This window comes from Citrobacter europaeus (genome assembly GCF_037482245.1).
Taxonomy (GTDB): domain Bacteria; phylum Pseudomonadota; class Gammaproteobacteria; order Enterobacterales; family Enterobacteriaceae; genus Citrobacter; species Citrobacter europaeus.
On the sequence record NZ_CP148084.1, the window covers coordinates 4,628,454 to 4,651,089 of the forward strand.

The 22,636-nt window shown below is 50.9% G+C and carries 13 protein-coding genes, 2 tRNA genes, 3 rRNA genes and 1 pseudogene; 12 read left to right on the forward strand and 7 right to left on the reverse strand.

The genetic code is table 11. The annotated features are described in order from the left end of the window. Positions 1-39 precede the first annotated feature (39 nt). Both WHR59_RS21700 and WHR59_RS21705 read left to right on the forward strand, forming a co-directional pair. Positions 40-115: transfer RNA gene (locus WHR59_RS21700), tRNA-Phe, on the forward strand. A gap of 146 nt (positions 116-261) precedes the next feature. Then, positions 262-357, forward strand: a pseudogene (locus WHR59_RS21705) (GNAT family N-acetyltransferase); the annotation flags it as partial. A gap of 282 nt (positions 358-639) precedes the next feature. On the opposite strand, the gene rrf reads toward WHR59_RS21705, so the two are convergent. The 4 genes from rrf to WHR59_RS21725 form a co-directional block, all read right to left on the reverse strand. Beyond that, a 5S ribosomal RNA gene (rrf, locus tag WHR59_RS21710) occupies positions 640-755 on the reverse strand. 98 nt (positions 756-853) lie between these two features. Next, positions 854-3,759: ribosomal RNA gene (locus WHR59_RS21715) — 23S ribosomal RNA — on the reverse strand. Between the two features lie 211 nt (positions 3,760-3,970). Next, positions 3,971-4,046 (reverse strand) — tRNA-Glu (locus WHR59_RS21720). A gap of 85 nt (positions 4,047-4,131) precedes the next feature. Continuing rightward, positions 4,132-5,673: ribosomal RNA gene (locus WHR59_RS21725) — 16S ribosomal RNA — on the reverse strand. The 16S, 23S and 5S rRNA genes sit together here with 1 tRNA gene alongside, the layout of an rRNA operon. A 601-nt stretch (positions 5,674-6,274) precedes the next feature. Between WHR59_RS21725 and WHR59_RS21730 the strand changes: the two genes are divergently transcribed. From WHR59_RS21730 to WHR59_RS21755, 6 genes are all read left to right on the forward strand, one after another. Beyond that, positions 6,275-7,906, forward strand: coding sequence for a sensor histidine kinase (locus WHR59_RS21730; RefSeq protein WP_043018144.1), 1,632 nt, complete (start codon positions 6,275-6,277; stop codon positions 7,904-7,906). Beyond that, positions 7,903-8,622: a two-component system response regulator DcuR gene (gene dcuR / locus WHR59_RS21735; protein WP_043018143.1), complete on the forward strand. Its 720-nt coding sequence runs from the start codon at positions 7,903-7,905 to the stop codon at positions 8,620-8,622. Before WHR59_RS21730 ends, dcuR begins: the two co-directional genes overlap by 4 nt. Before the next feature lie 297 nt (positions 8,623-8,919). Next, positions 8,920-9,222 (forward strand): hypothetical protein, encoded by a 303-nt coding sequence (locus WHR59_RS21740; RefSeq protein WP_141110930.1) that lies wholly within the window; start codon positions 8,920-8,922, stop codon positions 9,220-9,222. Between the two features lie 118 nt (positions 9,223-9,340). After that, positions 9,341-10,681, forward strand: a complete 1,341-nt coding sequence (dcuB, locus tag WHR59_RS21745) for an anaerobic C4-dicarboxylate transporter DcuB (protein WP_003031873.1) — start codon at positions 9,341-9,343, stop codon at positions 10,679-10,681. A gap of 96 nt (positions 10,682-10,777) precedes the next feature. Beyond that, complete coding sequence (gene fumA / locus WHR59_RS21750; RefSeq protein ID WP_075145326.1) at positions 10,778-12,424, forward strand: class I fumarate hydratase FumA; 1,647 nt, start codon at positions 10,778-10,780, stop codon at positions 12,422-12,424. A 148-nt stretch (positions 12,425-12,572) separates the two neighbouring features. Next, on the forward strand, positions 12,573-13,190 hold the full coding sequence (locus WHR59_RS21755; protein WP_338843456.1) for a DUF2238 domain-containing protein: 618 nt from the start codon (positions 12,573-12,575) through the stop codon (positions 13,188-13,190). 26 nt (positions 13,191-13,216) lie between these two features. On the opposite strand, the gene WHR59_RS21760 is transcribed toward WHR59_RS21755, so the two are convergent. The 3 genes from WHR59_RS21760 to melA all read right to left on the reverse strand — a co-directional run bounded on the left by WHR59_RS21760 (position 13,217) and on the right by melA (position 16,352). Then, positions 13,217-13,471, reverse strand: a complete 255-nt coding sequence (locus WHR59_RS21760) for a SemiSWEET transporter (protein WP_043018140.1) — start codon at positions 13,469-13,471, stop codon at positions 13,217-13,219. Between the two features lie 2 nt (positions 13,472-13,473). Next, positions 13,474-14,904, reverse strand: coding sequence for a melibiose:sodium transporter MelB (gene melB / locus WHR59_RS21765; RefSeq protein WP_043018139.1), 1,431 nt, complete (start codon positions 14,902-14,904; stop codon positions 13,474-13,476). A 92-nt stretch (positions 14,905-14,996) separates the two neighbouring features. Continuing rightward, positions 14,997-16,352 (reverse strand): alpha-galactosidase, encoded by a 1,356-nt coding sequence (gene melA, locus WHR59_RS21770; protein WP_100193850.1) that lies wholly within the window; start codon positions 16,350-16,352, stop codon positions 14,997-14,999. A 269-nt stretch (positions 16,353-16,621) separates the two neighbouring features. Here melA and melR point away from each other — a divergent pair, with 269 nt between their 5' ends. From melR to adiC, 4 genes are all read left to right on the forward strand, one after another. Further along, complete coding sequence (gene melR, locus WHR59_RS21775) at positions 16,622-17,554, forward strand: transcriptional regulator MelR (protein WP_043018137.1); 933 nt, start codon at positions 16,622-16,624, stop codon at positions 17,552-17,554. 237 nt (positions 17,555-17,791) lie between these two features. Continuing rightward, on the forward strand, positions 17,792-20,059 hold the full coding sequence (gene adiA / locus WHR59_RS21780) for an arginine decarboxylase (RefSeq protein WP_101706151.1): 2,268 nt from the start codon (positions 17,792-17,794) through the stop codon (positions 20,057-20,059). 314 nt (positions 20,060-20,373) lie between these two features. Next, positions 20,374-21,135: an AraC family transcriptional regulator gene (locus WHR59_RS21785; protein WP_087051822.1), complete on the forward strand. Its 762-nt coding sequence runs from the start codon at positions 20,374-20,376 to the stop codon at positions 21,133-21,135. A 127-nt stretch (positions 21,136-21,262) separates the two neighbouring features. Then, entirely contained in the window at positions 21,263-22,600 is a 1,338-nt protein-coding gene (adiC, locus tag WHR59_RS21790; RefSeq protein ID WP_003031853.1) for an arginine/agmatine antiporter, read from the forward strand. Positions 22,601-22,636 lie beyond the last annotated feature (36 nt).

The following is a 22,636-nucleotide window of genomic DNA, read 5'->3' on the forward strand; positions in this document are numbered from 1 at the left end:
TTGACGGGGTGTCCGGATTACGGTTTAATGCGCCCCGTTGCCCGGATAGCTCAGTCGGTAGAGCAGGGGATTGAAAATCCCCGTGTCCTTGGTTCGATTCCGAGTCCGGGCACCACTATTTAAAGAACCCGCCCTAAAGGCGGGTTTTTGCTTTTATAGTTTCTGATACTTTCCAACCGGTCATCTCTCAATATCCTCACAGCGCTTCCCCGCACAAAACCCATATGTAAGATAGCCATGCCTGTTAACAAGAAGACATCTGGGCTCTATAAGAAGATGGGATTTAACGTGACAGGACGTACAGAAGTGGTCGATCTCGGACGGCCGTACCCGTTACTCAACCTCGAGCGTGGGTAGCAGGACAAGCTTTTACAGGCCGGATAAGGCGTTTGCGCCGCATCCGGCAGTTTTCACTCCGTACAAACGCAAAAAAGCCCATCCGTCAGGATGGGCTTCTTCACTTGTTTGATGCCTGGCAGTTTATGGCGGGCGTCCTGCCCGCCACCCTCCGGGCCGTTGCTGCGCAACGTTCAAATCCGCTCCCGGCGGATTTGTCCTCCTCAGGAGAGCGCTCACCGACAGACCAAACATAAAACAAAAGGCCCGGTCTTTCGACCGGGCCTTTCGCTTTTATTTGATGCCTGGCAGTTCCCTACTCTCGCATGGGGAGACCCCACACTACCATCGGCGCTACGGCGTTTCACTTCTGAGTTCGGCATGGGGTCAGGTGGGACCACCGCGCTACAGCCGCCAGGCAAATTCTGTTTATCAACACACCTCTTGGGCATGTCGATGTAATCTGTATCAGGCTGAAAATATCTTCTCAAATCCGCCAAAACATCTTCGGCGTTGTAAGGTTAAGCCTCACGGTTCATTAGTATCGGTTAGCTCAATGTATCGCTACACTTACACACCCGACCTATCAACGTCATAGTCTTTAACGTTCCTTCAGGAGACTTAAAGTCTCAGGGAGAACTCATCTCGGGGCAAGTTTCGTGCTTAGATGCTTTCAGCACTTATCTCTTCCGCATTTAGCTACCGGGCAATGCCATTGGCATGACAACCCGAACACCAGTGATGCGTCCACTCCGGTCCTCTCGTACTAGGAGCAGCCCCCCTCAATTCTCCAGCGCCCACGGCAGATAGGGACCGAACTGTCTCACGACGTTCTAAACCCAGCTCGCGTACCACTTTAAATGGCGAACAGCCATACCCTTGGGACCTACTTCAGCCCCAGGATGTGATGAGCCGACATCGAGGTGCCAAACACCGCCGTCGATATGAACTCTTGGGCGGTATCAGCCTGTTATCCCCGGAGTACCTTTTATCCGTTGAGCGATGGCCCTTCCATTCAGAACCACCGGATCACTAAGACCTGCTTTCGCACCTGCTCGAGCCGTCACTCTCGCAGTCAAGCTAGCTTATGCCTTTGCACTAACCTCCTGATGTCCGACCAGGATTAGCTAACCTTCGTGCTCCTCCGTTACTCTTTAGGAGGAGACCGCCCCAGTCAAACTACCCACCAGACACTGTCCGCAACCCGGGTAACGGGTCTACGTTAGAACACCAGCCATTAAAGGGTGGTATTTCAAGGTTGGCTCCACGCAGACTGGCGTCCACGCTTCAAAGCCTCCCACCTATCCTACACATCAAGGACCAGTGTTCAGTGTCAAGCTATAGTAAAGGTTCACGGGGTCTTTCCGTCTTGCCGCGGGTACACTGCATCTTCACAGCGAGTTCAATTTCACTGAGTCTCGGGTGGAGACAGCCTGGCCATCATTACGCCATTCGTGCAGGTCGGAACTTACCCGACAAGGAATTTCGCTACCTTAGGACCGTTATAGTTACGGCCGCCGTTTACCGGGGCTTCGATCAAGAGCTTCTCCTTACGGATAACCCCATCAATTAACCTTCCGGCACCGGGCAGGCGTCACACCGTATACGTCCACTTTCGTGTTTGCACAGTGCTGTGTTTTTAATAAACAGTTGCAGCCAGCTGGTATCTTCGACTGATTTCAGCTCCATGAGCAAGTCACTTCACCTACCATCAGCGTGCCTTCTCCCGAAGTTACGGCACCATTTTGCCTAGTTCCTTCACCCGAGTTCTCTCAAGCGCCTTGGTATTCTCTACCTGACCACCTGTGTCGGTTTGGGGTACGATTTCGTGTTACCTGATGCTTAGAGGCTTTTCCTGGAAGCAGGGCATTTGTTACTTCAGCACCGTAGTGCCTCGTCATCACACCTCAGCGTTAATAAGGTACCGGATTTACCTGGAACCTCCGCCTACATGCTTAAACCGGGACAACCGTCGCCCGGCTAACATAGCCTTCTCCGTCCCCCCTTCGCAGTAACACCAAGTACAGGAATATTAACCTGTTTCCCATCGACTACGCCTTTCGGCCTCGCCTTAGGGGTCGACTCACCCTGCCCCGATTAACGTTGGACAGGAACCCTTGGTCTTCCGGCGTGCGGGTTTTTCACCCGCATTATCGTTACTTATGTCAGCATTCGCACTTCTGATACCTCCAGCATGCCTCACGACACACCTTCAACGGCTTACAGAACGCTCCCCTACCCAACAACACATAGTGTCGCTGCCGCAGCTTCGGTGCATGGTTTAGCCCCGTTACATCTTCCGCGCAGGCCGACTCGACCAGTGAGCTATTACGCTTTCTTTAAATGATGGCTGCTTCTAAGCCAACATCCTGGCTGTCTGTGCCTTCCCACATCGTTTCCCACTTAACCATGACTTTGGGACCTTAGCTGGCGGTCTGGGTTGTTTCCCTCTTCACGACGGACGTTAGCACCCGCCGTGTGTCTCCCGTGATAACATTCTTCGGTATTCGCAGTTTGCATCGGGTTGGTAAGTCGGGATGACCCCCTAGCCGAAACAGTGCTCTACCCCCGAAGATGAATTCACGAGGCGCTACCTAAATAGCTTTCGGGGAGAACCAGCTATCTCCCGGTTTGATTGGCCTTTCACCCCCAGCCACAAGTCATCCGCTAATTTTTCAACATTAGTCGGTTCGGTCCTCCAGTTAGTGTTACCCAACCTTCAACCTGCCCATGGCTAGATCACCGGGTTTCGGGTCTATACCCTGCAACTTAACGCCCAGTTAAGACTCGGTTTCCCTTCGGCTCCCCTATTCGGTTAACCTTGCTACAGAATATAAGTCGCTGACCCATTATACAAAAGGTACGCAGTCACCCCATAAAGAGGCTCCCACTGCTTGTACGTACACGGTTTCAGGTTCTTTTTCACTCCCCTCGCCGGGGTTCTTTTCGCCTTTCCCTCACGGTACTGGTTCACTATCGGTCAGTCAGGAGTATTTAGCCTTGGAGGATGGTCCCCCCATATTCAGACAGGATACCACGTGTCCCGCCCTACTCTTCGAGTTCACAACATATGCACTTTTGTGTACGGGGCTATCACCCTGTATCGCCGGACTTTCCAGACCGTTCCACTAACACACATGCTGATTCAGACTCTGGGCTGCTCCCCGTTCGCTCGCCGCTACTGGGGGAATCTCGGTTGATTTCTTTTCCTCGGGGTACTTAGATGTTTCAGTTCCCCCGGTTCGCTTCATTACGCTATGTATTCACGCAATGATAGTGTGACGGATCACACTGGGTTTCCCCATTCGGAAATCGCCGGTTATAACGGTTCATATCACCTTACCGACGCTTATCGCAGATTAGCACGTCCTTCATCGCCTCTGACTGCCAGGGCATCCACCGTGTACGCTTAGTCGCTTAACCTCACAACCCGAAGATGTTTCACTTCTGATTGCGAAAATTTGAGAGACTCGAACACACCGCTTATCTGTTCTTATTACGGAGAACAGACACAGTGTGTCGTTTCAATTTTCAGCTTGATCCAGATTTTTAAAGAGCAAATATCTCAAACATGACTCGGAAGTCAGTTTTGAGATATTAAGGTCGGCGACTTTCACTCACACATACCAGCAAGTGGCGTCCCCTAGGGGATTCGAACCCCTGTTACCGCCGTGAAAGGGCGGTGTCCTGGGCCTCTAGACGAAGGGGACACTGAAGTCTCAATCGCAAGACGCCTTGCTATTTACTTTTCATCAGACAATCTGTGTGAGCACTACAAAGAACGTTTCTTTAAGGTAAGGAGGTGATCCAACCGCAGGTTCCCCTACGGTTACCTTGTTACGACTTCACCCCAGTCATGAATCACAAAGTGGTAAGCGCCCTCCCGAAGGTTAAGCTACCTACTTCTTTTGCAACCCACTCCCATGGTGTGACGGGCGGTGTGTACAAGGCCCGGGAACGTATTCACCGTGGCATTCTGATCCACGATTACTAGCGATTCCGACTTCATGGAGTCGAGTTGCAGACTCCAATCCGGACTACGACATACTTTATGAGGTCCGCTTGCTCTCGCGAGGTCGCTTCTCTTTGTATATGCCATTGTAGCACGTGTGTAGCCCTACTCGTAAGGGCCATGATGACTTGACGTCATCCCCACCTTCCTCCAGTTTATCACTGGCAGTCTCCTTTGAGTTCCCGGCCTAACCGCTGGCAACAAAGGATAAGGGTTGCGCTCGTTGCGGGACTTAACCCAACATTTCACAACACGAGCTGACGACAGCCATGCAGCACCTGTCTCAGAGTTCCCGAAGGCACCAAAGCATCTCTGCTAAGTTCTCTGGATGTCAAGAGTAGGTAAGGTTCTTCGCGTTGCATCGAATTAAACCACATGCTCCACCGCTTGTGCGGGCCCCCGTCAATTCATTTGAGTTTTAACCTTGCGGCCGTACTCCCCAGGCGGTCGACTTAACGCGTTAGCTCCGGAAGCCACGCCTCAAGGGCACAACCTCCAAGTCGACATCGTTTACGGCGTGGACTACCAGGGTATCTAATCCTGTTTGCTCCCCACGCTTTCGCACCTGAGCGTCAGTCTTTGTCCAGGGGGCCGCCTTCGCCACCGGTATTCCTCCAGATCTCTACGCATTTCACCGCTACACCTGGAATTCTACCCCCCTCTACAAGACTCTAGCCTGCCAGTTTCGGATGCAGTTCCCAGGTTGAGCCCGGGGATTTCACATCCGACTTGACAGACCGCCTGCGTGCGCTTTACGCCCAGTAATTCCGATTAACGCTTGCACCCTCCGTATTACCGCGGCTGCTGGCACGGAGTTAGCCGGTGCTTCTTCTGCGAGTAACGTCAATCACTAAGGTTATTAACCTTAATGCCTTCCTCCTCGCTGAAAGTACTTTACAACCCGAAGGCCTTCTTCATACACGCGGCATGGCTGCATCAGGCTTGCGCCCATTGTGCAATATTCCCCACTGCTGCCTCCCGTAGGAGTCTGGACCGTGTCTCAGTTCCAGTGTGGCTGGTCATCCTCTCAGACCAGCTAGGGATCGTCGCCTAGGTGAGCCGTTACCCCACCTACTAGCTAATCCCATCTGGGCACATCCGATGGCAAGAGGCCCGAAGGTCCCCCTCTTTGGTCTTGCGACGTTATGCGGTATTAGCTACCGTTTCCAGTAGTTATCCCCCTCCATCGGGCAGTTTCCCAGACATTACTCACCCGTCCGCCACTCGTCACCCAAGGAGCAAGCTCCTCTGTGCTACCGTTCGACTTGCATGTGTTAGGCCTGCCGCCAGCGTTCAATCTGAGCCATGATCAAACTCTTCAATTTAAGTTTGATGCTCGTGAATTAAACTTCGTAATGAATTACGTATGTTCACTCAAGAGACTTGGTATTCATTTTTCGTCTTGCGACGTTAAGAATCCGTATCTTCGAGTGCCCACACAGATTGTCTGATAAATTGTTAAAGAGCAGTTGCGACGCGCTTTAGCGCTCTGTCGCGAGGTGGCGTATATTACGCTTTCCTCTTTCAGAGTCAACCCTGAATCTCAGAATTTTTCTCTTCAATCAACCGGCTGTTTGTGTGAAGTGATTCACATCTGCCGTGTCGATGGAGGCGCATTATAGGGAGTTTCCTGCGGCCCGCAACCCTTAAATGACAGAAAAATGACTGAGTGCTGCATTCCACAGCAAAACCCCGCCTTATACCCATTTACACACAGAGTTATCCACAATCGTAAGAAAATTAGCGGTCAACATCCCTGAAAAGAAGAGAAAACGAATAAGGAAATCGCTATATAGAAAGAAACTCGCTCTACGGTATATAAAGAAGGAATGCACAGGTAGTCCATGCCCCATCATCCCTACCACCTTTGAATTACGCATCCCATCAGGCGATAATACCCGTACAAACCGTGATTCCAGGACCGTGATGAGACACTCTCTGCAACGTACTGCTATACGCAAACGCCCGATGAAGCTCGGCACTACCGTGATCCTCATGGTCAGTGCGGTACTCTTCTCCGTGCTGCTTGTCGTTCATCTGATTTATTTCTCACAGATCAGCAATATGACGCGTGATGCGTTAGCAGGTAAAGCGCTTGCGGTCGCACGAACGTTGGCAAACTCCCCGGAGATCCGCCAGGGGCTAATGAAAAAGCCTGCGGAAAGCGGCATTCAGGCGATTGCTCAGGCGGTGAATAAGAGCAACGATTTTTTGTTCATCGTCGTCACCGATATGCAAAGTATTCGTTACTCCCACCCCGAAGCACAGCGCATCGGTCAGCCGTTTAAAGGCGATGACATTTTGCTGGCCCTACAAGGTAAAGAGAATGTCGCCATTAATCGCGGATTTCTGGCTAAAGCCCTGCGGGTGTTCACTCCTATATATGACGAACATCACCGGCAAATTGGCGTGGTGGCGATCGGTCTTGAGCTAAGCAGAGTTGCTGAACAGATCAATAACAGCCGCGGCAGCATCATCTGGTCCATCTTATTTGGCGTGCTGGTTGGGCTGCTCGGTACATGGATATTCGTTAAGGTCCTCAAGCGCATTCTGTTTGGTCTGGAACCTTATGAAATCTCCAATCTGTTCGAACAACGCCAGGCGATGCTGCACTCAATAAAAGAAGGCGTCATTGCCGTTGACGAGTGCGGTGAAGTGACGCTGATAAACCAGGCAGCGCAGGAGTTGCTCGATTACCACAAGTCGCAAGACGATGCCCAGCTCTCCACGCTCAGCCACGCGTGGTCACAGGTAGTCGATTTTTCACAGGTACTGCATGACGGAACGCCGCGTCGCGATGAAGAGATCATGGTTAAGGATCGGCTACTCTTAATTAACACCGTTCCGGTACTCAGCAACGGTAAAATCATCGGGGCCATTTCAACGTTCAGAGATAAGACTGAAGTGCGAAAACTGATGCAACGGCTGGACGGCATGGTCAACTATGCCGATGCACTTCGTGAACGATCCCACGAATTCATGAATAAATTGCACGTGATTCTGGGATTATTGCATCTGAAAAGTTATAAGCAGCTTGAAAATTACATCCTGAAGACCGCGAACAATTACCAGGAAGAGATTGGCTCACTGTTAGGAAAAATAAAATCTCCGGTGATCGCAGGATTTTTACTCAGTAAGATTAATCGTACCTCTGATTTAGGCCATAGCCTGGTGATCAGTAATGAAAGCCAGTTGCCAGAAAATAGCAACGAAGATCAGGTGGCGGTGCTGATTACCGTTCTGGGGAATCTGATTGAAAACGCCCTGGAGGCGCTAGGTCAAGAACCTGGCGGTGAGATCAGCGTATCCTTGCATTATCGACACGGCTGGTTGCATTGCGAAGTGAATGACGATGGTCCGGGGATCGCCCCCGAACACATTGAGCACATCTTTGAGAAGGGCGTTTCGTCAAAAGGAACCGAACGGGGCGTAGGTTTAGCGCTTGTTAAACAACAGGTTGAAAACGTTGGCGGTAATATATCCGTCGAGTCTGAACCTGGGATCTTCACCCAATTTTTTGTACAGTTACCGTGGAATGGTGAGAGGGCCAGCAGATGATCAATGTCTTAATTGTCGATGACGATGCAATGGTAGCGGAATTAAACCGCCGTTATGTCGCGCAACTCTCCGGTTTTCATTGCTGCGGCACAGCTTCCACGCTGGAGAAAGCAAAAGAGATAATCTTTCATAGCGGTCATCATATCGACCTGATTTTGCTTGATATTTACATGCAAAAAGAAAACGGTCTGGATCTGTTGCCTGTTCTGCACAGCGAAGGTTGCAAGTGTGATGTCATTGTCATCTCTTCCGCCGCCGACGCGACCACCATCAAAGACTCTCTCCACTATGGTGTCGTTGACTACCTAATCAAACCTTTCCAGGCTTCCCGTTTTGAAGAGGCGCTAACCGGCTGGCTACAGAAGAAAACTGAAATGGAAAAGCATCAGTACTATGAACAGTCTGAGCTTGACCAGTTGATTCACGGTAGCTCCTCTAATGAGCAGGAAGTGCGGCGCCTACCCAAAGGATTAACGCCACAAACATTACGCACGCTGTGCCAGTGGATTGATGAGCATCAGGATCAGGAATTCTCCACCGATGAACTGGCCAACGAGGTCAATATCTCGCGCGTCTCTTGCCGCAAATATCTTATCTGGCTCGTCAATTGTCACATTTTATTTACCAGCATCCATTATGGCGTAACCGGTCGACCGGTTTATCGTTACCGCGTTCAGGCGGAACATTACTCATTGCTTAAACAATATTGCCAATAAAAACAATTGGGGATTATTTGTTATTTGAAGGTAACAATTATTAAAATAATGAAAAATCCCTATTTTACTGGTTCATGCTGCAGAATTATAAATTTGCGTTAGATCAAATATATTTGTATCCGGCATGTTAAATGTATTATTTTAATATTGATTAATGTCACACTGTTTTTAATTTCAAAATCGCTAACAAAAGTTAATTAAGTATTATCTAACTCGCAGAGTGTGTATTTTTACCCATAAAGGATTAGTCTGAAATTAACCAGACATACAAAATCTAGACTGGTAGCAATGGAGACCATGCTACGTACCATGGACACCGTACATTTTTGTGAGCAAATAAAAGTATCCGCACGCCAACCCCATCAAATCATGAAATGGCGTGAGCGTGATCACATAAATAACCCACTCACTCATTCTGTCGGTGGTTCACGTAATAGCGGAAAACGCAAAACAGATAAATTACAGCGTCAACCGCAGCTCTCTATGTCCAGCTCTGCTTCCCATCGCCTGAGGATTCTCTCCTCTGATCAAAGCCACAGAAAAAAGCAAAATATCGCCATAACTTTAAATAAACATTCTAGCAAGACATTTGAACATTAATCGCAAATACGGACATATCGAATACTGACCATTTTTTGATGCCTATTCTGGCAAAAAAGAATGTGGCACAGATCCATTTTTCAAAAAATTGACTGGGTTTTTCGCGAGGGTAAATAAAATGTTATTTAGTATACAACTTCTCATAATATTAATATGTTTGTTTTATGGTGCCAGAAAGGGCGGTATCGCGCTGGGTTTATTAGGCGGTATCGGCCTGGTCATTCTGGTTTTCGTTTTCCATCTCCAGCCGGGTAAACCACCTGTAGATGTCATGCTGGTTATTATTGCCGTGGTGGCCGCATCGGCAACCCTGCAGGCCTCCGGCGGCCTTGACGTTATGCTGCAAATCGCTGAAAAGCTGCTGCGTCGTAACCCAAAATACGTTTCCATCGTCGCCCCGTTCGTGACCTGCACCCTGACGATTCTCTGCGGTACTGGCCACGTGGTATACACCATCCTGCCAATCATTTATGACGTTGCCATTAAGAACAATATTCGTCCGGAACGTCCGATGGCGGCGAGTTCTATCGGTGCGCAGATGGGGATTATCGCCAGCCCGGTTTCCGTCGCCGTTGTGTCACTGGTGGCAATGCTGGGGAACGTCACGTTTGAAGGCAAGCATCTCGAATTCCTCGATCTGCTCAGCATCACCATCCCATCTACCCTGCTAGGTATCCTGGCGATCGGTATCTTCAGTTGGTTTCGCGGTAAAGATCTGGATAAAGATGAAGAGTTCCAGAAGTTCATTTCCGTACCTGAAAACCACAACTATGTGTATGGCGATACCGCCACGCTGTTAGACAAAAAACTGCCGAAAAGCAACTGGCTGGCCATGTGGATCTTCCTTGCCGCAATCGCCGTGGTTGCCGTGCTCGGCGCGTTCTCTGAGCTGCGTCCTACCTTCAGCGGCAAACCGCTGTCAATGGTACTGGTCATCCAGATGTTCATGCTGCTGACCGGTGCGCTGATTATTATCCTGACGAAGACCAATCCCGCTTCAATATCTAAAAACGAAGTCTTCCGTTCCGGTATGATCGCGATTGTGGCGGTATACGGTATTGCCTGGATGGCCGAAACAATGTTCGGCGCGCACATGACAGAAATCGAAGGTGTGCTGGGCAATATGGTGAAAGAGTATCCGTGGGCCTATGCAATTGTTCTGCTGCTGGTTTCCAAATTTGTAAACTCACAGGCAGCGGCGCTGGCAGCGATTGTTCCGGTCGCGCTGGCAATCGGGGTTGATCCAGCGTACATCGTGGCTTCCGCTCCTGCATGTTACGGTTACTACATTCTGCCGACCTACCCGAGCGACCTGGCGGCTATTCAGTTTGACCGTTCCGGTACGACCCACATCGGCCGCTTCGTTATCAACCACAGCTTTATTCTGCCTGGTTTGATCGGCGTAAGCGTATCCTGTGTCTTTGGTTGGATCTTCGCCGCAATGTACGGTTTCTTGTAATTACAGTTCGCGTGCCGTCCACGTTGGTACGGCACGCCACCGTTAAGACACAGAGAATTTTAAAATTCCTGAGAAAAATGAAAAGGCTGGAAGCAAATGTCAAAAGTTGAATTCACTTACCAGGCGGCTTTCCCACTGGGGGAAGACAAAACTGAGTACTACCTGCTGACATCCGATCACGTCAGCGTCGGCGAGTTTGAAGGCGAAACAATTCTGAAAGTAGCCCCTGAAGCACTTACGCTACTGGCCCAGCAAGCCTTCCACGATGCCTCCTTCATGCTCCGCCCTGAACACCAACAGCAAGTCGCCTCAATTCTCCATGATCCCGAAGCCAGCGAAAACGATAAGTACGTGGCGCTGCAGTTCCTGAGAAACTCCGAAATCGCCGCCAAAGGCGTGTTGCCAACCTGCCAGGACACCGGTACGGCAATTATCATGGGTAAAAAAGGTCAGCGCGTATGGACCGGCGGCGGCGATGAAGCGGCCCTCTCCAAAGGCGTATTTAATACCTATATCGAAGATAACCTGCGCTACTCGCAAAACGCGGCGCTGGATATGTACAAAGAAGTGAATACCGGCACCAACCTGCCCGCGCAAATTGATCTGTACAGCGTGGACGGTGACGAATACAAATTCCTGTGCGTGGCTAAAGGCGGTGGTTCAGCGAACAAAACCTACCTGTATCAGGAAACCAAAGCGCTGCTGACTCCCGGCAAACTGAAAAACTTCCTGGTTGAGAAAATGCGCACGCTGGGTACCGCAGCTTGCCCGCCGTACCACATCGCATTCGTCATTGGCGGCACGTCAGCGGAAAGCACCCTTAAAACGGTGAAGCTGGCCAGCACGCATTACTATGACGCACTGCCGACTGAAGGTAATGCTCACGGCCAGGCGTTTCGCGATCTACAACTGGAACAGGAACTGCTGGAAGAAGCGCAAAAACTCGGCCTCGGCGCCCAGTTTGGCGGGAAATACTTCGCGCACGATATCCGCGTGATCCGCCTGCCTCGCCACGGCGCGTCCTGCCCGGTCGGTATGGGCGTCTCTTGCTCCGCAGATCGTAACATTAAGGCCAAGATTAACCGCGAAGGGATTTGGATCGAAAAACTGGAACATAACCCAGCTCAGTACATTCCGGAATCCCTGCGCCAGGCGGGCGAAGGTGAAGTGGTTAAAGTTGACCTCAACCGCCCAATGAAAGAGATCCTCTCCCAGCTCTCTCAGTACCCGGTCTCTACCCGCCTGTCGCTGAGTGGCACCATCATTGTTGGTCGCGATATTGCTCACGCGAAGCTGAAAGAACGTATTGAGTCCGGCGAAGGCCTGCCGCAGTACGTGAAAGATCATCCGATCTACTACGCGGGTCCGGCCAAAACACCTGCTGGTTATCCGTCCGGCTCTTTAGGGCCAACCACCGCGGGTCGTATGGACTCCTATGTTGACCTGCTGCAGTCTCACGGCGGCAGCATGATCATGCTGGCAAAAGGTAACCGAAGCCAGCAGGTGACTGACGCCTGCCACAAACACGGCGGCTTCTATTTAGGCAGCATTGGTGGTCCGGCAGCAGTACTGGCGCAGCAGAGCATTAAGCATCTGGAATGCGTGGAATACCCGGAGCTGGGTATGGAAGCTATCTGGAAAATCGAAGTAGAAGATTTCCCGGCTTTCATTCTGGTCGATGACAAAGGCAACGATTTCTTCCAGCAAATCGTCAGCAAACAATGCGCTAACTGCGCCAGGTAACCCATTCGGCCCGGCACTGGACTGACACCTGTTTTTTTGGCGTCAGTCCAGTGATCCCCCCGGGCCAACTTTATCCCCCCATTTACTGGCGTTGAATTTTTACCGCTCACAGGGAATAGTAACCTTTTCCATTACTTGTGAATTCGCAATGCTCCGCACACTGAACCCCACAATTTTGTACTCTGGCGCGCTGTTCCTGGCGTTGATTCTTATCTACACCGGAATCTCCGCCTCGGAGAAAATAACCTGGCTGATGGAAGTCACGCCGGTCATTATTGTTGTCCCGTTGCTGCTGGTGACCGTTAAGCGCTACCCGCTGACGCCGTTGCTCTACACGCTCATTTTCTTGCACGCCATCATTCTGATGGTCGGCGGTATGTATACCTACGCTAAAGTTCCCGTCGGTTTTCAGGTTCAGGAATGGCTGGATCTCAGTCGTAACCCCTATGACAAGCTGGGTCACTTCTTCCAGGGGCTGGTGCCTGCCCTGACGGCAAGAGAGATCTTAGTGCGCGGTAGTATTGTTCGTGGCCGAAAAATGCTGGCATTTTTGGTCTGCTGCGTAGCGCTGGCGATTAGCGCAATGTATGAACTGATCGAATGGTGGGCGGCGCTGGCAATGGGCCAGGGGGCGGATGATTTTCTTGGTACGCAGGGCGACCCGTGGGATACCCAGTCAGATATGTTCTGCGCTCTGCTCGGCACATTGACAACGGTGCTGTTATTGGCTGGCTGGCACAACAGACAGTTAAAAACTGCCGGATAGCGCTCACGCTTATCCGGCAGTCTGCCCTACCCATTACGAGATTTGATAACCAGAATCGGCAAGGCGAACAACAGGGTCAGAAAGTTCGCCATGCTGACGGCAGTATCTTCAATCAATAATCCGTAAATCAGCCACAAAACCAGCCCACACACAAACATCACATACATTAAACCGGAGATACCCTGCGTGTTGCGGGTGGTAATGACCTTAATCGCTTGCGGTAAGAAAGAGAGCGTCGTCAGGCAGGCTGCCAAATACCCAATCCACGAATGCCATTCCATAGTTACGCCTTCATATCGCCTGGAGCGGCTACCGCAATAGCCGGGATATCCGGTTGCTCATCGTGCTGCGGCACCTTACGGTACTTATCCAATAAATGGATCTGGATCCTGCGCAGCGTATCGCCGTTAAGTCGGTAAAAACGGAAATAGAGCAGCAGTGTGACGATAAAAAACAATGTGGGCAGGACAATCATAATGAACTGCATTCCGAGAATTGTTTCCGCTGATTGAGGCATATTGGGTACGTAACCAATCAGCCCAAGTACCACTGCAATGAAGAATGCTGCAAACGCTGATCCCCCTTTAACCACCATGGTCTGAACCGAATAGGCAATACTCTCACAGCGAATATTGAATTTGTATTCACCGTAATCGACGGTGTCCGCCACCATAATGACCTGCAACACCCAGAAAAGCGCAGTACCGATATTCAGGAAAATCCCCGCGGTAACGATCAGGAAGGTATTGTGGTACTCCGCCAGAGCCATAATCAGCAATACGCCTGCGCTCAAAACAGGCATCACTGAAGCGCCAGCCCAGAGTATTCGACGAGAAAGCGCTTTCGCCAGACGTGGGAAGAGGATCAGCGTTAATAAATTCGCTGCGCCGGCATATGACAGGTAATACGGGAAAAGATCTGCATCGCCAATAACATAGGTAAAATAGTAGATCGCAAATCCGGTGATAATATTGGCCGCAACATTGTAAGCCAGCGCCATCCCTAACAGGCATGAAAGCTGATCGTTTTTGTAAATCAGCCCGAGAATCGTTTTTAGCGGTAGACGACTGCTGTCCGCCGTTGCCTCGCTGTCGGAGGAATAAACTTCATGAACGTTGCGTAATGTGACGAGCGTCGACGCGATGAAGAATGCAATCAGCACCAACGTAAACATCTGGAAACCGAAGCCGCGATCGGCCCCGCCAACATAGCTCACAAAAGGCAGCGTCACGCCCGCGGTGACAAACCCGGCAAGGCTGGCGAAGAAACGGGGGAACGGCACCAGTTGTTCACGCTCGCGTTTATCCAGCGTAATGGTGGGGACCAGCGACCAGAATGGAATATCCATAATGGTGTAAGTCATTCCCCATAATATATACGTCACACAAACAAATACGATTTGCGCCGTCCCCTCAAACAGGTGTGCGCTAAAAAGCAAAAACAGCACCAACGAGTTCGCCAACGTGCCGAGTAAGATCCAGGGTTTAAATTTTCCCCAACGCGACCGGGTGGCATTCACTATCCAACCCATCACCGGATCGTTAAACGCATTCCATATTTTTGCCACCAGGAACAACGTTCCAACGACGCCTACCGATAATCCCACCACGTCGGTGTAGTAATACATCAGGTACATGTACACGATACCGATGGCGAAATCCTTACCAAACGCTCCAAATCCATAACTGAGTTTTGTTGTCAGAGAGATGCTCATAGGGTATCGGGTCGCTGTTACCAGCGCCCGCCTTCTGTAAGAGGAAACGTCAGAGGTTAAACGCCGGATACTCTGCCCGGCGTGATTGTGTGTTAACGGTGTAACCAGGCCGGCAGCCAGTCGCCGTGAGACGCGATCAGGTCATCCACCAGCGCATAAATTTCCTCAATCCCCAATACCGCAGCGGTATGCGGATCCATCATCGCCGCGTGATAAACACGATCGCGATTTTCTGTCAGGATGGCTTCCGTCAGCAGAGTCTGAACATTGATATTGGTTTGCATCATAGCCGCCAAATGCGACGGGAGAGTACCCACCTTCGTTGGCTGGATACCATTCGCATCGACCAGGCAAGCCACTTCCACACAACAGCCTAGCGGCAGGTTATCGATCAAATGGTCATTACGAACGTTGCCGTATACCACGCTCGGTTCACCGGTCCAGATAGCGTTCATGATAGTGCTGGCATATTCGCGCGACGGTTTAATATCGATTCGCGCCGCCGTTTTGTACTCCTCCAGCTCTTTGTTCCAGTTCGCCAACTGTTCCACGCAGCGTTTTGGGTACTCATCCAGTGGAACCTTATAGCGCTCAATCAGATCCTCACGCCCGGGTTTGATAAACCATGGCGTATATTCGGCGAAATGCTCCGACGACTCGGTGACGAAATAGCCGAGTTTTTTGAACATTTCATAGCGCACAATGTTCTGGCAACGCGTATTTCCGTGAATATTCGGTTTAGGCGCCTGACCGGATTCATAAGCCGCCAGCAGTTCCGGATAAAGATTCACATAGGCACCGTCAGCCGTTTTGCGCTCGAGTTCCAGATAAAACGCCATATGGTTGATCCCGGCGCAGCGATAACGCAAAGAGGCCGGGTCGATGTTCAAATCGCGGGCCAGCTCCTCCGCTGTTCCCTGCACCGAATGACACAGTCCAACCTGCTTAATATGCGGATAGCGTGCATACATTGCCCAGGTGTTCATCGCCATCGGGTTAACGTAGTTAAGCATGGTAGCCTGCGGACAAACTTCGGTCATGTCCTCACAAATCTGCCATAAATGCGGGATAGTGCGCAGTGCGCGCATAATACCGCCAGGCCCCAACGTGTCGGCAATCGTCTGCTCCAGACCATGACGTTTACTCACCGCAAAATCGGTGACGGTACAAGGTTCATAACCGCCTATCTGGAAAGCCACCACCACAAAATCGGCGTCCTGTAATGCCGCTTTTTGATCGGTGTAGCAGGTAATTCTTCCGGACGCGCCCGCTGAGTCCATCAACTTACGCACAACAATGTGTGACTCTTCCAGCCGAGTAGGATTAACGTCCATCAGGGCGACATGCGCAGATTTAAGCGCATCGCGATGAAAAACGTCTCCAAGGATATTTTTGACGAAAATCGTGGAACCGGCGCCGATAAAGGTAATTTTGGGTGCAGACATCATGACTCTCCAGAACATTAGTGAACACAGTCATGGTGGCACAGCGCATAGCTGAAAACTTCCGACTTCCCTGGCGAGCATTCCCATAAACTCAGATCGCCTCTTTGCCCGCTAGTGGATCTGAGTTTATGGGACAAAATTGCCCAAAAAGCAGAGTATGCGGTCCCAAAATCTCGCTATGCTCAATGATATCGGTCCGATTTGTGTCCTGATTCTCAGCCTTAATGCGCAGTAAATGACATGATTCTGATAATTCAGGAAATGGAGCAACCATGAGTACACTACCGACATCGCCTCTTCCCCCCGATCCGCACATGTGCAGTAGCGATGAAGAACAAACTCGCAGCCCATTGTCGCTGTACTCAGAATATCAACGGATGGACATTGAGCTGCGCTCACCGCATGCAATGCCTGCCAGCCACTGGCATGGGCAGGTGGAGATCAATGTGCCGTTTGATGGCGACGTCGAGTATCTTATCAACAACGAAGTGGTGCAGATAAAACAGGGACACATCACGCTATTCTGGGCCTGTACGCCGCATCAGCTCACGCGTCCAGGCAGTTGCCAAAGCATGGCTATCTTCAATTTACCGATGCACCTTTTCCTCTCCTGGCCGCTGGATCGCGAACTGATCAACCACGTTACTCATGGCATGGTCATCAAATCGCTGGCGTCGCAGCAGCTGAGCACCTTTGAAGTTCAGCGCTGGCAACAGGAACTGAGCAACCCGAACGAGCAAATTCGCCAGCTCGCCATTGATGAAATTGGTCTGATGCTCAAGCGGTTTAGCCTTTCCGGCTGGCAGCCTATCCTGGTCAATAAAACCTCGCGGACACACAAAAACAGCGTGTCCCGGCACGCCCAGTTTTACGTCAGCCAAATGCTGAGTTTTATTGCCGATAACTACGACCAGGCGCTCACGATCAACGACGTCGCGGAGCACGTGAAGCTCAACGCCAACTACGCAATGGGGATTTTCCAGCGCGTGATGCAACTCACCATGAAGCAGTACATCACCGCGATGCGCATCAATCACGTCCGCGCATTGCTTAGCGATACCGATAAAACCATTCTCGACGTTGCGTTGACCGCCGGATTCCGATCCAGTAGCCGTTTTTATGACACCTTCAGCAAGTTTGTCGGCATGTCGCCGCAGCAGTACCGCAAACTGAGCCAGCAGCGTCGGCAAACAATGGCTGGCTGATATCATTCGCCAATATCAGTATCAGCCAAAAAAATATTCCCCCTGTCGATAAACGGCGGTGAAAAACCGCCAACAAGCGAACATAACCACTTGTTTAAAAACAAATTAAATACAAATCAGCCTATTTTTCATCCGCTTTACAGCTCATTTTGTCAGGATAATACTTGCCTGCGTCACATTCATACGGTGTGTCTGCAATCCATAAATTGCAACCTTTCCACAACCGGGTAAAAGATGATGAAAGTATTAATTGTTGAAAGTGAGTTTCTGCATCAGGACACCTGGATCGGTAGCGCTGTCGAACGTCTGGCTGACGCATTAAGCCGCCAAAATGTTACCGTCATTAAGTCCACCTCATTCGACGATGGTTACGCAATCCTCGCCGCCAATGAAGCCATTGATTGCCTGATGTTCAGCTATCAAATGGAACAACAAGACGAGCACCTGAACGTCAGGCAATTGATCGGCAAGCTCCACGAGCGCCAGCAAAACGTTCCCGTTTTCCTGCTCGGCGATCGCGAAAAAGCCACCGCATCGCTGGATCGCGACCTGCTGGAGCTTGTCGATGAATTCGCCTGGATTCTGGAAGATACCGCAGACTTTATCGCCGGGCGTGCCGTTGCGGCGATGACCCGTTACCGCCAGCAGCTTCTGCCGCCGTTGTTTAGCGCGCTGATGAAGTACGGCGACATCCATGAATACTCCTGGGCCGCGCCAGGCCACCAGGGCGGCGTCGGATTCACCAAAACGCCGGCCGGTCGTTTTTACCATGATTATTACGGCGAAAATTTATTCCGTAGCGACATGGGTATCGAACGCGCATCCCTTGGCTCGCTGCTGGATCACACCGGCGCGTTTGGCGAGAGCGAAAAATATGCCGCCCGCGTGTTTGGCGCTGACCGCTCCTGGTCCGTTGTGGTCGGGACTTCCGGCTCTAACCGCACCATTATGCAGGCTTGCATGACCGACAACGACGTCGTGGTGCTGGATCGTAACTGCCACAAATCTATCGAGCAGGGGCTAATCCTTACCGGAGCAAAACCGGTGTACATGGTGCCAAGCCGCAACCGGTACGGCATTATCGGGCCTATCTACCCGCAGGAAATGCAGCCTGAAACGTTACAGAAAAAAATCAGCGAAAGCCCGCTGACCAAAGGCAAAGCCGGGCAAAAACCGTCTTACAGCGTGGTGACCAACTGTACCTATGACGGTGTTTGTTATAACGCCAAAGAGGCTCAGGACCTGCTCGCGCAAACCAGCGATCGCATCCACTTCGATGAGGCCTGGTACGGCTATGCCCGCTTCAACCCAATTTATGCCGATCACTACGCCATGCGTGGCGCGCCGGGCGATCATAACGGTCCTACCGTTTTTGCCACCCACTCGACCCACAAACTGCTGAATGCGCTCTCTCAGGCATCTTACATTCACGTCCGTGAAGGTCGTGGGGCCGTGAACTTCTCACGCTTCAACCAGGCGTACATGATGCACGCCACCACCTCTCCGCTGTATGCCATTTGCGCATCAAACGACGTGGCGGTTTCCATGATGGACGGCAACAGCGGTCTGTCGCTGACTCAGGAAGTGATCGACGAAGCGGTCGATTTCCGTCAGGCCATGGCACGGTTGTATAAAGAATTCACCGCCGAAGGCGACTGGTTCTTCAAACCGTGGAACAAAGAAGTGGTAACCGATCCGCAGACCGGCAAAACCTATGACTTTGCCGATGCGCCAACCCAACTCCTGACCACTGACCAGAACTGCTGGGTGATGCGTCCGGGTGAATCCTGGCACGGGTTTAAAGACCTGCCGGATAACTGGAGCATGCTGGACCCGATCAAAGTCAGCATTCTGGCGCCGGGGATGGGCGACGATGGCGAACTGGAAGAGAGCGGCGTACCGGCAGCGTTGGTCACCGCCTGGCTTGGCCGCCACGGTATCGTACCGACCCGAACCACTGATTTCCAGATTATGTTCCTGTTCTCAATGGGGATTACTCGTGGGAAATGGGGCACGCTAATCAACACCCTGTGCTCATTCAAACACCATTACGATGCCAATACACCGCTGGCGCAGGTGATGCCGGAACTGGTTGAGGAACATCCTGAAACTTACGCCAATATGGGCATTCACGATCTGGGCGACACCATGTTTGCCTGGCTGAAGGAGAACAACCCTGGCAGCCGACTCAACGCGGCCTACTCCGGCCTGCCTGTTGCTGACATCACCCCGCGTGAAGCCTATAACGCGATAGTCAGCGATAACGTTGAGATGGTCGCCATTGAAAATCTGCCGGGTCGTATAGCGGCGAATTCCGTGATTCCTTACCCACCGGGAATTCCAATGCTGCTGTCCGGGGAAAACTTTGGCGACGCCAATAGCCCGCAGATTAGTTATCTACGTTCGTTGCAGTCCTGGGACCACCACTTCCCTGGATTTGAACATGAAACCGAAGGAACGGAAATTATTGACGGTGTTTATCACGTCATGTGCGTGAAAGCATAATGTCGCTTTATAGATAGTCCGATGTTTAAGGTAGACATGTCATTCTTGAGTAATTCCTGAGTATTGCTGCAAAACAATAACATTGTCATACCTTTTTGCGCGGGACCACCCCGCGCTTTTTTTATACGCAAATAGCACGTTTCCACTTGCGTACAAAATTGTGTACATAAGAAAAATCCCGCAAACATTGTAATTAATTTCAGACACGTTATTTTATTGCAGTCCTGGTTTCATCATACAATTTCAATTTAGCCGATATGGTTCATCTGATGATGGGCTACGGTGTTTTATGTTCATATTCCTGGAGTTTGGGTATGAGGGTTTGCAGCAGAGCAGCTTGTGTTGTTGTATTAGCGGAGAAGGATGTTTGGTTAAGGATTAACGGTAAAGAAGCCATCAGCTTAAAAACTAATCATATGGCGTTGGTGGCATGCGATAATAATATTATCGATTTCTCATCACTTAATAACGCACTGGTCGTACATATCAGTCGCGATATCATTAAAGACTATCTGCGATTTTTAAATAAAGACCTTTCACAGATTCCACTCTGGCAACGGAGTGCCAACCCAGTGATGACCGCCGCGTGTCTGACGCCGGATGTCTTCCGTATTGCCGCCCAACACAGCGTTATGGACACAGTGGACGAAGGTGAAAGTGAGCGCACACGCTCGCTACTGTTCACGGTGTTATCACGTTTTCTCGGCAGCAAAAAGTTTATTTCTCTGCTCATGCATATACTACGTAGTCGTATCAGCGACAGCGTCTATCACATTATTGAGAGCGATATACATAAAGACTGGAATTTAAGCATGGTCGCCAGTTGCTTATGTCTGAGTCCCAGTTTGTTAAAGAAAAAGCTCAAAAGTGAAAATACAAGTTACAGCCAAATAATTACTACATGTCGCATGCGTTATGCCGTCAATCAGTTATTGATGGACGGCAAAAACATTTCCCAGGTATCTCAACTGTGCGGATATAACAGTACTTCATACTTTATTTCTGTATTCAAAGAGTTCTATGGAATGACGCCACTGCATTATGTCAGTCAACATAGGGAGCCATCCGCTGCCTGATTTTTAATCAGATAGCGATAAGCCATAATAATATCAGCATTAGCGATACCCCCAGTCCGTCACCATAAAATAGTCTTCTGAAGAGGTATGATTAACCGTCATTTATCCTTATCAGGAGTTAAAAAATATGTCGACGGATGCTGATGCTCACAAAGTGGGCTTAATCCCCGTCACCCTTATGGTGTCGGGGAATATTATGGGTTCCGGTGTATTCCTGCTACCCGCAAACCTTGCGTCAACTGGCGGGATTGCAATCTACGGATGGTTGGTCACTATTATCGGTGCTTTAGCACTGTCGATGGTGTACGCAAAAATGTCGTCCTTAGACTCCAGTCCCGGTGGTTCTTATGCTTATGCCCGCCGCTGTTTCGGTCCTTTTTTAGGCTATCAGACCAACGTGCTGTACTGGCTGGCGTGCTGGATTGGTAACATCGCCATGGTGGTCATTGGCGTCGGTTATCTGAGCTACTTCTTCCCCATCTTAAAAGATCCGCTGGTCCTGACGCTGACCTGCGTCGTGGTGCTGTGGATCTTCGTATTGCTGAACATTGTCGGACCGAAAATGATCACCCGTGTGCAGGCCGTCGCAACGGTACTGGCGCTGGTGCCAATTGTCGGTATTGCCGTTTTCGGCTGGTTCTGGTTCCGCGGTGAAACCTATATGGCGGCCTGGAACGTCAGCGGCATGAACACCTTCGGCGCGATTCAAAGCACTCTGAACGTCACCTTGTGGTCATTTATCGGGGTGGAAAGCGCCTCCGTCGCGGCAGGCGTGGTTAAAAATCCCAAACGTAACGTGCCTATCGCCACTATGGGCGGCGTGCTGATTGCCGCCGTGTGCTATGTGCTCTCCACCACGGCGATTATGGGTATGATCCCTAACGCGGCGCTGCGTGTTTCAGCTTCTCCGTTCGGTGATGCCGCACGTATGGCGCTGGGTGACACCGCAGGGGCGATTGTCTCCTTCTGTGCCGCGGCCGGGTGCCTTGGTTCTCTGGGCGGCTGGACGCTGCTTGCCGGGCAAACCGCCAAAGCGGCAGCCGATGACGGCCTGTTCCCACCCATTTTTGCCCGCGTGAACAAAGCGGGTACGCCAGTTGCCGGATTAATTATCGTCGGCATCCTGATGACCATCTTCCAGTTCAGCAGTATGTCGCCGAACGCAGCGAAAGAGTTTGGTCTGGTCTCTTCGGTCTCCGTTATCTTCACCCTGGTGCCGTATCTTTACACCTGCGCCGCGCTGCTGCTGCTCGGCCATGGCCACTTCGGTAAAGCGCGTCCGATGTACTTACTGGTGACCTTTATCGCCTTTGTCTACTGCATCTGGGCGGTAGTCGGTTCCGGCGCCAAAGAGGTGATGTGGTCGTTCGTTACGCTGATGATCATCACCGCGCTGTACGCACTGAACTACAATCGGATCCATAAAAACCCGTATCCACTGGATGCCCCGGTAAACAATAACTAACGCAAACAGTCGTCAGCCCGATGGCATAGGATCATC

What these genes read in the sequence shown, in the direction of transcription:
- melA (WP_100193850.1), bottom strand. Translation starts at nt 16,352, where the DNA reads ATGATGTCTGCACCCAAAATTACCTTTATCGGCGCCGGTTCCACGATT.
- melB (WP_043018139.1), bottom strand. Translation starts at nt 14,904, where the DNA reads ATGAGCATCTCTCTGACAACAAAACTCAGTTATGGATTTGGAGCGTTT.
- adiC (WP_003031853.1), top strand. Translation starts at nt 21,263, where the DNA reads ATGTCGACGGATGCTGATGCTCACAAAGTGGGCTTAATCCCCGTCACC.
- WHR59_RS21755 (WP_338843456.1), top strand. Translation starts at nt 12,573, where the DNA reads ATGCTCCGCACACTGAACCCCACAATTTTGTACTCTGGCGCGCTGTTC.
- dcuB (WP_003031873.1), top strand. Translation starts at nt 9,341, where the DNA reads ATGTTATTTAGTATACAACTTCTCATAATATTAATATGTTTGTTTTAT.
- WHR59_RS21785 (WP_087051822.1), top strand. Translation starts at nt 20,374, where the DNA reads ATGAGGGTTTGCAGCAGAGCAGCTTGTGTTGTTGTATTAGCGGAGAAG.
- adiA (WP_101706151.1), top strand. Translation starts at nt 17,792, where the DNA reads ATGAAAGTATTAATTGTTGAAAGTGAGTTTCTGCATCAGGACACCTGG.
- WHR59_RS21740 (WP_141110930.1), top strand. Translation starts at nt 8,920, where the DNA reads ATGCTACGTACCATGGACACCGTACATTTTTGTGAGCAAATAAAAGTA.
- fumA (WP_075145326.1), top strand. Translation starts at nt 10,778, where the DNA reads ATGTCAAAAGTTGAATTCACTTACCAGGCGGCTTTCCCACTGGGGGAA.
- dcuR (WP_043018143.1), top strand. Translation starts at nt 7,903, where the DNA reads ATGATCAATGTCTTAATTGTCGATGACGATGCAATGGTAGCGGAATTA.
- WHR59_RS21760 (WP_043018140.1), bottom strand. Translation starts at nt 13,471, where the DNA reads ATGGAATGGCATTCGTGGATTGGGTATTTGGCAGCCTGCCTGACGACG.
- melR (WP_043018137.1), top strand. Translation starts at nt 16,622, where the DNA reads ATGAGTACACTACCGACATCGCCTCTTCCCCCCGATCCGCACATGTGC.
- WHR59_RS21730 (WP_043018144.1), top strand. Translation starts at nt 6,275, where the DNA reads ATGAGACACTCTCTGCAACGTACTGCTATACGCAAACGCCCGATGAAG.